Annotated in this window: 14 protein-coding genes and 1 pseudogene; 8 read left to right on the top strand and 7 right to left on the bottom strand. The window is 64.1% G+C overall.

What is annotated here, in order from left to right:
• From WCB02_RS38845 to WCB02_RS38835, 3 genes are all read left to right on the top strand, one after another.
• A partial coding sequence (locus WCB02_RS38845) for a S10 family peptidase (protein WP_423967536.1) occupies positions 1-1,310 on the top strand: 1,310 nt, incomplete at its 5' end.
• Between the two features lie 238 nt (positions 1,311-1,548).
• Positions 1,549-2,115, top strand: a complete 567-nt coding sequence (locus tag WCB02_RS38840; protein WP_423967534.1) for a hypothetical protein — start codon at positions 1,549-1,551, stop codon at positions 2,113-2,115.
• On the top strand, positions 2,073-3,014 hold the full coding sequence (locus WCB02_RS38835; RefSeq protein ID WP_423967541.1) for an ankyrin repeat domain-containing protein: 942 nt from the start codon (positions 2,073-2,075) through the stop codon (positions 3,012-3,014). The genes WCB02_RS38840 and WCB02_RS38835 overlap by 43 nt, the downstream gene beginning before the upstream one ends.
• Before the next feature lie 132 nt (positions 3,015-3,146).
• Here WCB02_RS38835 and WCB02_RS38830 read toward each other — a convergent pair whose 3' ends face one another.
• From WCB02_RS38830 to WCB02_RS38810, 5 genes are all read right to left on the bottom strand, one after another.
• Complete coding sequence (locus WCB02_RS38830; protein ID WP_423967532.1) at positions 3,147-3,455, bottom strand: HigA family addiction module antitoxin; 309 nt, start codon at positions 3,453-3,455, stop codon at positions 3,147-3,149.
• Between the two features lie 11 nt (positions 3,456-3,466).
• Positions 3,467-3,640 (bottom strand): type II toxin-antitoxin system RelE/ParE family toxin, encoded by a 174-nt coding sequence (locus WCB02_RS38825; RefSeq protein WP_423967529.1) that lies wholly within the window; start codon positions 3,638-3,640, stop codon positions 3,467-3,469.
• A gap of 520 nt (positions 3,641-4,160) precedes the next feature.
• Complete coding sequence (locus WCB02_RS38820) at positions 4,161-5,615, bottom strand: MFS transporter (RefSeq protein WP_423967526.1); 1,455 nt, start codon at positions 5,613-5,615, stop codon at positions 4,161-4,163.
• Between the two features lie 53 nt (positions 5,616-5,668).
• Complete coding sequence (locus WCB02_RS38815; RefSeq protein WP_423967524.1) at positions 5,669-6,154, bottom strand: MarR family winged helix-turn-helix transcriptional regulator; 486 nt, start codon at positions 6,152-6,154, stop codon at positions 5,669-5,671.
• Between the two features lie 350 nt (positions 6,155-6,504).
• On the bottom strand, positions 6,505-7,047 hold the full coding sequence (locus tag WCB02_RS38810) for a tetratricopeptide repeat protein (protein WP_423967522.1): 543 nt from the start codon (positions 7,045-7,047) through the stop codon (positions 6,505-6,507).
• A 58-nt stretch (positions 7,048-7,105) separates the two neighbouring features.
• On the opposite strand from WCB02_RS38810, the gene WCB02_RS38805 reads away from it, so the two are divergent.
• The 5 genes from WCB02_RS38805 to WCB02_RS38785 all read left to right on the top strand — a co-directional run bounded on the left by WCB02_RS38805 (position 7,106) and on the right by WCB02_RS38785 (position 10,095).
• Positions 7,106-7,282: a hypothetical protein gene (locus WCB02_RS38805; RefSeq protein WP_423967520.1), complete on the top strand. Its 177-nt coding sequence runs from the start codon at positions 7,106-7,108 to the stop codon at positions 7,280-7,282.
• A gap of 128 nt (positions 7,283-7,410) precedes the next feature.
• On the top strand, positions 7,411-7,731 hold the full coding sequence (locus WCB02_RS38800) for a His-rich protein BRANT (protein WP_423967518.1): 321 nt from the start codon (positions 7,411-7,413) through the stop codon (positions 7,729-7,731).
• Between the two features lie 398 nt (positions 7,732-8,129).
• Positions 8,130-8,552 carry a hypothetical protein gene (locus WCB02_RS38795; protein WP_423967538.1) on the top strand — a complete coding sequence of 141 codons (423 nt, stop codon included), beginning with the start codon at positions 8,130-8,132 and terminating at the stop codon, positions 8,550-8,552.
• Between the two features lie 288 nt (positions 8,553-8,840).
• Positions 8,841-9,551 (top strand): outer membrane protein, encoded by a 711-nt coding sequence (locus WCB02_RS38790; protein ID WP_423967515.1) that lies wholly within the window; start codon positions 8,841-8,843, stop codon positions 9,549-9,551.
• A 304-nt stretch (positions 9,552-9,855) separates the two neighbouring features.
• Positions 9,856-10,095 (top strand): hypothetical protein, encoded by a 240-nt coding sequence (locus tag WCB02_RS38785; protein WP_423967513.1) that lies wholly within the window; start codon positions 9,856-9,858, stop codon positions 10,093-10,095.
• A gap of 158 nt (positions 10,096-10,253) precedes the next feature.
• On the opposite strand, the gene WCB02_RS38780 is transcribed toward WCB02_RS38785, so the two are convergent.
• A complete protein-coding gene (locus WCB02_RS38780; protein ID WP_423967511.1) occupies positions 10,254-10,505 on the bottom strand; it encodes a hypothetical protein in 252 nt (83 codons plus the stop codon).
• Between the two features lie 447 nt (positions 10,506-10,952).
• A pseudogene (locus WCB02_RS38775) lies at positions 10,953-11,263 on the bottom strand (hypothetical protein); the annotation flags it as partial.

Raw genomic sequence — 11,263 nt, 5'->3', positions numbered from 1 at the left:
CTTCAGCGGTGGCCGAGCAGCACAAGCTGCCGCCGGATTCGACCACCAAGCAGACCCTCGAACTGCCCGGCCGCACCCTGGCCTTTACCGCGACCGCGGGCTCGATCCGCCTGTTCAACAACAAGGGCGAGCCGCAGGCCGACATCGGCACCATCTCGTATCAGCTGGACGGCGTCGACCGCGCCACGCGGCCTGTCACCTTTGTCTTCAACGGCGGCCCCGGCGCGGCGTCGGCCTGGCTGCAGCTCGGCAATAACGGCCCATGGCGGCTTCCGATCAACGCGGACGCGGTGACGCCGTCGGCCGCGCCCGATCTGGTGCCCAACGCCGAGACCTGGCTCGACTTCACCGACCTCGTCTATATCGATCCGGTCGGCACCGGCTATAGCCGCTTCGTTGCCACCGGCGAGGACGTGCGCAAGACCTTCTATTCGGTCGACGGCGATGTCAGCTCGATCGCGGTGACGATCCGCCGCTGGCTGGAGAAGAACGACCGTCTGCTCTCGCCCAAATTCGTGGTCGGCGAAAGCTATGGCGGGCTGCGCGGACCCAAGGTGGTACGCAATCTGCAGATGCAGCAGGGCGTGGGGGTGAGGGGACTGATCCTGCTGTCGCCGGTGCTCGACTTCCGCGAATATTCCGGCTCCAGCATCCTGCAATATGTCGCGAGCCTGCCGAGCTTCACCGCGGTGGCGCGCGCGGCCAGGGGGCCGGTGACGCGGGCCGATCTTGCCGACGTGGAAAACTATGCGCGCGGCGATTTCCTGGCCGATCTGGTCAAGGGCGAGGCCGACCCGGTCGCCACCAACCGGCTCGCCGACAAGGTGGCCGGACGTTACGACGCCACGGTCGAGGGCGCCGACCCGTTTCCGGATTCGAGCTTCTTCGACTTCGGCGACGTCTCCGGCGATTCCCTCACCGCGCCGCTCACCAGCGCCGCCGTCGATCTCATCACCCGCAAGCTGAACTGGCGGCCGGACGGCTCCTACCAGATCCTGAACGACGCGGTGGAAAAGGCCTGGGATTTCGGCCGCGGGCTGAGCCCCGCGGAATCGACCACCCAGTTGCGCCAGATCCTGGCGCTGGATCCGAAACTGAAGGTCCTGATCGGACACGGATTGTTCGATCTCGCGACACCCTATTTCGGGACCAGGATCCTGCTCGACCAGTTGCCGGCCTTTGCCTCGCCCGACCGCGTCAAGCTCGTGGTCTATCCCGGCGGCCACATGTTCTACTCGCGCGACGCCTCGCGGCAGGCGTTTCGCGCCGAGGTCCAGGCGCTGGTGAAAGAGGAAAAATCAGGGCAATGATGCGGGGAAAGAGCCGGCTGCACCGGGACGCCACGGCCTTGATCTTGTCGTGCTTGACTTGTTGCCCTTGACTCGGCGCTCTTGACTTGGCGCGATTGCCAGAGATATTTTTGCGGCTGGTCGAGCAGGCGACCAACGGACCGCGTAAAGGGTTGAACCCGCCTCCAGCACTTCGCTGACATCTCCTTCTTTCTTGCCCGAGCATCGCGGTCGCCGGGCGCAGGGAAAGAAGGTTGCCATGCCGCAGGCTCTGCCCGCGAACCCCGATCTCGATTGGCTCAAGAAGACCGCCAGGCAGCGGCTCGTTCAACTGCGCAGCGGCCAGCCCGATGCCAAGCTGCACCAGGCCCTGTTGGCGGTTGCCCATGACTATGGCTTCAAGAGCTGGCGCGCGCTGAAGTCGCATGTCGATCGCATCGGTCCGACGGCGCGCGACCATGATCGCGTTTTCAAAGCGGCGCAAGCCGGCGACGTCGAAGCCGTCCTGCGCGCCTTCGCATCGGGCTTTGATCCGGCAACGCCCGACGCCTTCGGCCGCACGGTACACCAGATCGCCAAGCACTACGGGCATGAGGCGATCGAGGTGCTGGCCCGCAATCTGCAGGGAGGCAAAACCCGTCCGGACGAGGAGATGCAGGCGATCCAGGCCATCATGCGGGCAGCGCAGTCCGGCGATCTCGACGCGTGCGCGCGGGTCTTGACGCTCATCCCGAGTGGATCGACGCGCTCGGCGGCGGATTCCAGAAGGCCACGGCGCTGCATTTGGCGGTTCTGCGCAACCAACATGCCGCCATACGCCTGTTGATCGAGCGCGGTGCCGATCTTGACCGCCGCGACTTTCCGGACAACGCCGCGCCACTGCATTTCGCGGCAGCCTATGGCGATCTTGAGACGATCAGGCTGCTGGTCGAGGCCGGCGCCGATGTCGATGGCAAGGGCGACGATCACGGGGTCGGCGTGCTCGGCTGGGCAACCTGCTTCGGCGATCTGCGCCAGGAGGTCGCCAGCTATCTGCTCGAGCACGGCGCGAAGCTCGAGCTGTGGACGGCGATTGCGCTCGATCGAGCCGGTGAACTGCGCGCCATGGTGACGCGAGATCACTCCTTGCTGGCCGCCCGTATGACCCGCAACGAACATCGCCGCACGCCGCTGCACCATGCCGTCAGGAAAAACCGGCTGGCAATCGTGCAGCTTCTGCTCGAACTCGGCGCCGACCCGAACGCCCGCGATGCGACCGGCGCAACCGCGCTGACGACAGCATCGGAGCAGGGCACGGACCCGCGCATCGTTGCCGCCCTTCTCGGAGCCGGGCTCAGGCCCGACTTGCTGACGCTGTTGAATATGGCCCATTACAGCGAGGCCGAGGCAATGTTGCGCGACGATCCCTCCCGGATTGGTCCCGACGGCGGTGATACCATCGCCCTGCATGTTTCCGTCAGCAGGCGGAACCTCGCCGCCATTGGCTGGCTGCTGGCGCATGGCATCGACGTCAACGCCAAGCGGCCGATGTGGGACCTCAATCACACCGCGCTCCACATGACGATCGAAAGCGGAGCCATCGCGATAACCCGGCTTCTGCTCGATGCCGGAGCCGATCCGAATGTTCGTGACGACAGGTATCACGCAACTGCATTGGGGTGGGCCGAGTTCTTCGGTCGTGACGAAATGGCCGAACTGCTCGGGGAGAAAGGTGGCGTCCGGTGAAAACGCGGCAAACCGATACAGCTGCGTGCCCTGGCGTAAGTGGCGCCGCGGCCGATGAAGATCGGCAATATTGTTTCGCTGTGGCGCGATGAGGGAGCAACCCGCTACGCGATGCGCCAGGTCGGTTATCGCTCACGCAGCGGGTTTAGCTTCGCGAGCCGGCGCGATTTTGCGCAGCGTGGCGCCCAGTTTGTCCTCGGCTCGTTCAAGATCATACTGCGTCTGGATGCCCATCCAGAACGCAGCGGATGTGCCGAAAAATCTGCCGAGCCGCAAGGCGGTGTCGGCAGTCACCGGGGTTTGCTCATTGGCCAGCCGCTCTATTCGCGTGCGCGGCACGCCGATTGCGCGAGCCACAGCGTAAGGCGAGAGGCTCAGGGGGCGCAGGAATTCCTCGCGCAGGACCTCGCCGGGATGAACGGGAGGGAGTTTCTTGGCCATGGTGGCGCCTTTCAATGATAATCGATGATCTCGACTTCTTCCGGCCCCTGATCGCTCCACCGGAATACGATCCGCCACTGATCGTTTGTTCGGATCGAGTGCTTGCCGGCGAGGTCCCCCCGCAAAGCTTCCAAGCGGTTGCCGGGCGGCGCCACGAGATCACCAAGCACCGTGGCGTTGTTCAATTGCACCAGCTTTCGGCGGGTGACCCTGGCAACGTCCGTCGGAAACCCCTTCGGAACGCGTCGCAGCGTGAAAATCAACTCTGCGAACGGCCCCCGGAAACTTCTGATCATTGCGGTCAACGTATCATATCGTGATACCAAATGCAACCGGCTTTCGGCCGCTCAGTCTGCCGACCACAGCGTCCTCGCCCCGAAAAAGTTTCTCGGCACGCGTCGCCAGGACTGACGCGCGGATGATAGCCCGGCGGGGGGACGGCGGATCGTGGCGTGGTCTGGCGCCCCAAGTCCCGATGCAGACGGGCGCTACTGCCTCGCCGTGGCGCTATGATGGAGCAGCCCGCTACGCGATCCGACCGGCAATGCTCGCAACGCCCGCGATTTTGCACTACGCCTTTGCGCGGTGCCAGCGTGTTCTCCCAGCCATCTCACGCGCCCCGGCGCCGGTTTGTGCTCTTGTTTGTCGCGGCGGATCGAATGGTCCAGGAGGAAGCAGCAGAAGGCTCAGCCCGCCGACCGGCCGCTATCTTACCGGGCGGCGGATCAACAGGAATGTCGGAACCAATCCCAGCGCCGTGATCGCTGCCATGATCCACCATCCTCTGTGAAAGCTGGCCAGGCGCGCGGCGGGCGACGTTGGCAAACCGATGATGGCCACAAAAATCGCCACACCGACCGCGAGCGCGGCTTGACGGATCATGTTGATGACACCCGAGCCGGTCGCGAACGCGGATGGCGGCAGAGCCGATGCGCCGACCCCCATCAAGGTCGGAAACGCCAGTCCAACGCCGATCCCCGTGGGGACCATGCCTATGACGACCAGGGCGGCGTTCGGCTCGAGCCCGATCAGGATTGCCCATGACATCAGCCCCGCGGCGAAGAAGAAAATCCCGGCGGTAACGACCGGCGTGGCGCCAAACCGATGGATGAGCCGGCCTGCCACCAGCAGAGAGGTGATCGGCACCAGAAGCGGTCCGGGCGCGATCGCGAGCCCGGTCTTCAAGGCCGACCATCCCCACGCCGTCTGCTCCCAAAGCGCGATCGACAGCAGCATGGCGCCGAAGGCGGCCGAGTACGGCGCCATCACGAGTACCGCACCGGTAAACTGCGGATTGCGGAACAGTGAGGGATCGACGAACGGATTGCTCGAGCGGAGGCAGTGCGATGTGAATAGCCCAAGAAGAACGGCGGACGCCGCGAAACTGGCGCCGATGCCTGGTGACGCCCAGCCCCAATCATTCACTTTGACGATTCCGAATGTCAGTGCGCCGATGCCGCCGGTCACCAGCGCGGCCGCCCAAAGACTTGGCCGCGGCGCGCCGTGACCGGGAATCTGCGGAAGCTTCCGCCAACCGATCAGCAGCGCAACCAGACCGATGGGGACGTTGACGAGAAAGATCAGGCGCCAGTTCAAGGTCACCAGCAGGCCCCCAACGACTGGTCCAAGCGCAGCGGCCAGTCCGCCAATGGCCGTCCAGGTGCGAACCGCGCTGCCGCGTCGATCGGGCGGAAACACCGCCAGCAGCAGACCAAGTGACGTCGGCGTCATCAACGCGGCTCCCGCCGCCTGCACCAGACGAAATGCAACGAGCGCCTCGACGCTATCGGCGGCTGAACAGGCGGCCGAGGCCGCGGTGAAGAGCGCGACGCCAAGGAGGAAGCTTTGATCGCGCCGGTGGCGCTCGGCCAGTCGGCCAAAGAACACCAGCAACGCTGCGTAGATGATCGCATACCCGTTCAATATCCACGACATGTCCTGCAGCGAGGCGCCGCTGAAATCCCGCGCAATGCTCGGCAAGCCGACATTGACGATGAAGAGATCCAGATTGGCGAGACAGATACCTACACAAACGATGGCCAGGACCGCATTCGGAGAGGTCCTGGAAGCGCTTGATCCGCCGATCAGCAGCCCGGGTGCTGCGTCGACGCCGGCATCGATCGCCGGCGAAAAAAGGCGCGTGGCATCGATCTTGTTCATGGCTGCATCATCTCTTGATTATTTCTCGATTGTTTCTTGATTGTTTCTTGGCTCTATCGAGGGCTCTCATGACGCGGAGAAAACCACGAGGGTCCCGGGTCCATCGGCGCTTCGGCTATCGTCGACAGAGCGGCGCGTAGATTCGCTGCCTCCTGCTTTCCGAAGTGGCTTTCAAAGCGCGTCTGAGCCGTTTCCCATAGCGGGCGAGCCGCCGCGAAGCGCGACCGGCCATGTTTCGTGAGGGTCACGTGGCGGCGCCGACGATCGGCTTTGTCCAGCACCAGAGCGATCAAGCCATCGCGCTCCAAAGGCCGCAGATTCTGGCCGATGGTGGATTGATCCATCACCAGCGCGTCGGCGAGATCGCGCATCGTCGGGGCCGCCTCCTGCCGACGCTCAATCTCCGCAAGTATCGCGAACTGTGTCGCTTTCAAGCCGGAGGACGCGAGCGCCGCATCGTAAAGCTGCGACAGACGGCGCGACGCCTTTCGAAGCGCAGCGCAATTGCATCGGTTGTTTTCTACGACGGGTGCGCGCACTGTTCCATCACTCCAAAAAAAGATGGATATCCAAGTTTTCAAATACAGGGATATCCGGATAATTGGATCGAGTCAAATGCCTCGCTGGCGGGCAGGCCGCCGGAGGATACGACAAGCTGGACCGTCAACGACGACCGGCCGCACGAGATGCCGATGATGACGGAGCCCGAGATCGAGCTGTTCGAGGCCTGGTTCGCTGCACCTCGCGCCGCGGGGTGAAACAACAGGCCGCTGAAATGACAAAACCGGCGCGGGGCCAAGGGCCTTGCGCCGGTTTGTTGGACTTGTTCGTGATCTCGGGCCTGGTCTCGGTTGTGATCCCGCTCGAGGTCACAAAACGGATCAGCCGATCAGTAGACCAGGCCGGTGCCGGGGGGCTGCTCGAGCGCGGAAGCGAGCGAGCGATATTCCTTGCTGTCGGTGCCGGCCAGCATCGCGATCTTGTTCAGGTGATATTCCGCCTGCTCGCGGTTGCCCTGTTCGAGCTGCCACAGGCCGTAATACTGCCAGGTGCGCACATGGTTCGGGTCGTCCTGCAGCGCGCGCTCGTAATAGACCTGCGAGAGCTGGTAGTTGCCGAGCTTGCGATAGGAGTAGCCGATCAGGTTGGCGACGTCGGCGACGTCGTCGCGTCCGAGCGCCTTCAGCTGGTCGATCGCGGAGGTATAGTCGGCGCGATCATAGATCGTGGTGTAGGCCGTGCGATAGGCCGCCAGGAACTTCGGATCCTCGATGCTCGAGCTCTTGTCGCCCTTCTTCTTTTCCTTGGTGGAGCTCGACGACGGCGCCGACGGCGTGTCGCTGCCCGACGCATAGGCGGCCACCATCTGCGCCGTGACAAACGCGCCGGAGACCATCGTCAACGCCATAACCCTGATCGCAAATTTGTTCATGCACTTCTCCTGATTGCAGTCACCGCGCCTGATCTCTCCGTCAATCGGTGTCGGCCCCATGGCCGATGATTGGCGGATCGTGCGCCCTGTCGACGTGAACACCGGCGACGCCGAAGCATTCCCGGTTGCCCCCCTTATCGACAGCGATTTTGACCATCGATGGGCGCTGTCTAGTGCACATGTGGTGCATATCGTGACGGCTTGGCGGCTTGTGAACATGACGAAGCCGTCATGATGATGAACGAAGTCCGCCGGCGCGCTTCAGCGCCGGTTCAGTACGCCACCCCTAAAGTCATCAGCATGATCGACGAGCCCGGTCAACCGGCCGGCTCCTCCAGATCCCAGAGTCTCAAGGAGAACCCCATGTTGAAGACGATTTCCGCAGCCCTGCTTGCCGTGTCCATGCTCGCAGCACCGGCTTTTGCCGCCAGCTCCGACAAGACCACGCAAGCCCCGGTGACCAAGAGCACGCAGCTCAAGACCGGTGCGAACAGTGCAGGCAAGATCAGTGTCAAGCATAGCCCGCTGAATGCCAATGCCAAGCTGAGCCATCACCGCGCGCATCACAAGTACCACAAGGTCCATCGTCATCACACCAAGAAGGTCGGCGCGCTGAAGAGCCCATCGAAGACCCACAGCAAGGTCTCGTCCAGGCACGGCGCGTCCGCGATCAAGCGCGGCTGATGTTCTTCTCGGGGCGGTTCGTTCCACATTGCCCCCGCCGCACCGAGGGAAGCCCGGCTCGCTCGCAATCGCGTCCCTGATTGCGGCGGGCCGGTGCCGTGCGTTCCTGATACCCGCGTTGCTTCAGCACAAATGCGGATTTGCTTTCGCGCGGCCAGGGGCTAGAACGCTGCGGCTTGAGCGTTTTCGACTGAAAGCCTGCCACGCGCGTCGCCCCGCACCTCGGTGGCGGGCGGGAGCGGGGGCGCATCCAGAATCGGGTTCGCATCAAGAAAACGTGTCGAGACAAGCGCCCCTCCGTTCCGGTTGGCTGCGCAAGCCAAGGGCGGCGCGGCAGTGCTTGATCGACGGGATGCATGATAGGCGAGATGCAGTTGGGGATACCGGCAAGGTTGTTGATCAGAGTCTCGGTCAGGTTTCTGGCGATGCTGCCGCCTGTGCTGGCGCTCGCGGCGTGCATGGACAGTGACGACACCAGGCCGGCGCTGTTTGCTTCCGACAGTGGCGACAGCAACCAGCCGTTTCCGAGCAATTATCGCACCGAGCTGGTGGCGTTCATGCACACCTATCTCAACAATCCCGTCGGCGTGCATGACGCCGTGATGGCCGACCCGGTTCAGCGCACGGTCGGCGGCAGGCTGCGCTATGTCAGCTGCCTGCGTTTCGCCGCGCCGGAATCCGACGGCAGCTACAAGGAACCTCGCGAGCGGGCCGTCGTCTTCGTCAACGGCCGGCTCGACCGCATCGCGCCGAATGCGGCCGAACTCTGTGCCGGTTCGGCCTACCAGCCCTTCCCCGAGCTGCAGACCATGTCGCGTTAGAGGCTCCGTTTCAGGCCGGGGCTGCCGAACGTGTCGGGAAAACGGCGCGGTGGCCCCTGGAACCGTTCACTTTTCACCGAAACCCTTGAACCGGACGTCCGCCAACCCGACATATCCTCGGCGGGAACTCTGGAGGGCACAAAAGTTCAACAGAAACTGGAACAAAAGGTCGTTGTTGCCGCGCGGCGACAGGTACGCCCCAATCACAGCTGCGAGATTGCCGCGAAGCAACCTAATTGACGCCACGTTGTTTGCTACACGTCACAAACGACGATATGGGGATTTCTCATGAAAAGACTGTTGCTTAGCGGTGCTGCCTTGATCGTTTTGGCAGTTCCCGCGTGGGCTGCCGACCTGCCGGCGCGGCCCTATACCAAGGCCCCCGCCTATACGGCGCCCGCCGTGATCTACAACTGGACGGGCTTCTATATCGGCGGCCATCTCGGCGGCGCCTTTGCCGACAGCAACAGCCTGGCCGGCAGCGGTGGCCAATTCCTGGGCGGCGTGCAGGGCGGATTCGATTACCAGTTCACCTCCAATCTGGTGACGGGCATCGAGGCCGAGTACAGCTGGATGAGCAGCAACAACACCAGCCTGACCTTCCCGGGCCCGACCGTGATCACCAGCCGGAATGACCAACTCGGCTCGGTCACCGGCCGCCTCGGTTACACCTGGGGTCCCGGACTGCTCTACGCCAAGGGCGGTTATGCCTTCCGCGACAATCCGAATATCGCGGTCTCCGCCGGCGGCGTGCCGGTCGCCTTTGCCACGACGGGCAACCATCAGGACGGCTGGACCGTCGGCGCCGGTCTCGAATACATGTTCGCGCCGAACTGGTCGGCCAAGGCCGAATACCAGTATTACAATTTCGGCAGCACCACCTTCACCGGCGGCCCGGCGCCGATCGTCGGCACTCGCGTCCGCGACGACGACCACACCGTCAAGGTCGGCGTCAACTATCGTTTCGGCTGGGGCGGACCGGTCGGCGCCAGATACTGAGGCCGGCTTGCCGCGGCGGTTCGTCGATCGCGGCGGGAGCGACCTTCCATCGATCCTTTGCAAAGGCCGGCATCGCGCCGGCCTTTTTCATGCCGGCATGTCCTGCCCGCATTTCGCGTGTCTTGCGCGCATGCATGGCCGTGTTTGCGGCCGGGTTCTTAAGGGCGCGTGAGCCGGGCGCGCGGAGCGCTGGCCTGCCACATGGTTCGTGCGCAGGCGTCGCGGCAAGAAAATAATTTTCGCGGCGCGCGCAACCTGTCATGCAGACCTGCTATAGGTTTCGGCGGGGTTGTGGGTCGTTCACATGCGAATTCTGGCGTCAGTACTTGTCGTCTCTGCCGTGGCGTTGCCGTGTTCTGCGCAAACCGTCCTGAAATCCGAACCTCTGATTCTCGCGCCCTATGAGATTGCCTTTGTGCAGGATCCGTCCTGTACGCCCGGCAAGGTGCTCAAGGTCACCGGCGCGATCCGGGGCCTGCATCGCCGGCGAATGTGTGTGGCGCTGTCGGCCGAGCAGGTCTCGCTGACGGTCGCGACGCCGTAGTTTCGTTGCCACGTCGATGATCGTCGTCATCCGCGAATGCGGCTGCCCCGGCATCCCGGAGGCGTTCACCGATCGAGAGACCGCGCCGTACGGGTTGCCCGGTCAGGCCGCGCGATGACGGATTTGTCGTGGCGACGGCTGTCATCCCGCACGCTGAACTACGGAATCCGGATGTCCCGTTGCGCCTCGCGCTCGGCATCGGCTTTGTTCTGCGCCGGATCCTCATGGGGGTCCGGGCGGCAGGGCTTGATCTCGTAATCATTGTCCAGCACCGGCCGGGGGGCCTGTTGGCCCGTCGCCGTCGCCACGTCGACCACGAGCCCGCTCTGCCGGGCGAGCCGCCAGACGTCGGCTTCTGTCGGATAGGCCTTGCTCAACTTGGCGTCGTTGGAGAACAGCGCGTAGGGCATCGGAAGCGACTCCGGTGAACTCGGTTTAACGCGAAAGGGGGGGTTGGGTTGCGGCGGCAGCAAGGTCGCCGGCCGGCGGGAATCGGCCCGCATTGGGAACGATTCTGGCAAGACCAAATGCGAGTCGTAAACGAGGCGTAAATCGGGGCAAAAAGAATCCCCGAGACTCCCGCGCCAGAATCGCCGGATGTTTCCCCCATGGGAACCAGTTCTCAGACCTTCTGCACACGGGTGCACGTCACGCTCGCCTTGGCGCTGCTGTTGGCCTGCGCGGCCAATATGGCTCTGGTCTGCGTCTTTCTTTGAGCGACCGACGCGCGGAATGGGCTGAAGACAGCGGAAGCGCCGTCTATCGGGCGAGGGCGATGATTCCCGCAGTGCGCACCACCGGCTCGCGGTCGCGCAGGGCGGCGCTGGCCGCTGGGCGCTTCCCCGAAGGCGGCGACTTCATGACCGGACCGGACCATGCTCCGGTTGGCGAGAGGCGGGATGATCGCCGGAAGGCCCCGTTGCCGCCAGCGGCGATGATCGGCGGCTGATCGGCCGGGGCGCCAGCGTCGCCGGCTCGCGCGCCGGAACCCCGTCGATGGTGGCGCGCAGCCGCGCCAGCGTGGTGTTGAAATACTCCGCGCGCTCCCGGTTGAAGCGTTCCTGGTGGGCGCGGAAGCTCGCGATGCGGGCCTGGATCTCGGCCCTCACGTCGCTTTGCGCGGTCGGCCGCGGCATCGGCGGCGCGGGCGGCGGCTCAACCGGTGCTG

The organism is Bradyrhizobium sp. (genome assembly GCF_049581145.1).
Classification (GTDB): Bacteria; Pseudomonadota; Alphaproteobacteria; order Rhizobiales; family Xanthobacteraceae; genus Bradyrhizobium.
The sequence above is the reverse complement of the archived record's forward strand: the minus strand, read 5'-3'. Positions and strand labels throughout refer to the sequence as shown.

Bases quoted from the DNA above. Each gene is read 5' to 3' on its own strand.
- WCB02_RS38840 (WP_423967534.1), top strand. From the start codon at position 1,549: ATGCCGCAGGCTCTGCCCGCGAACCCCGATCTCGATTGGCTCAAGAAG.
- WCB02_RS38830 (WP_423967532.1), bottom strand. From the start codon at position 3,455: ATGGCCAAGAAACTCCCTCCCGTTCATCCCGGCGAGGTCCTGCGCGAG.
- WCB02_RS38820 (WP_423967526.1), bottom strand. From the start codon at position 5,615: ATGAACAAGATCGATGCCACGCGCCTTTTTTCGCCGGCGATCGATGCC.
- WCB02_RS38810 (WP_423967522.1), bottom strand. From the start codon at position 7,047: ATGAACAAATTTGCGATCAGGGTTATGGCGTTGACGATGGTCTCCGGC.
- WCB02_RS38805 (WP_423967520.1), top strand. From the start codon at position 7,106: ATGGCCGATGATTGGCGGATCGTGCGCCCTGTCGACGTGAACACCGGC.
- WCB02_RS38800 (WP_423967518.1), top strand. From the start codon at position 7,411: ATGTTGAAGACGATTTCCGCAGCCCTGCTTGCCGTGTCCATGCTCGCA.
- WCB02_RS38790 (WP_423967515.1), top strand. From the start codon at position 8,841: ATGAAAAGACTGTTGCTTAGCGGTGCTGCCTTGATCGTTTTGGCAGTT.
- WCB02_RS38785 (WP_423967513.1), top strand. From the start codon at position 9,856: ATGCGAATTCTGGCGTCAGTACTTGTCGTCTCTGCCGTGGCGTTGCCG.
- WCB02_RS38780 (WP_423967511.1), bottom strand. From the start codon at position 10,505: ATGCCCTACGCGCTGTTCTCCAACGACGCCAAGTTGAGCAAGGCCTAT.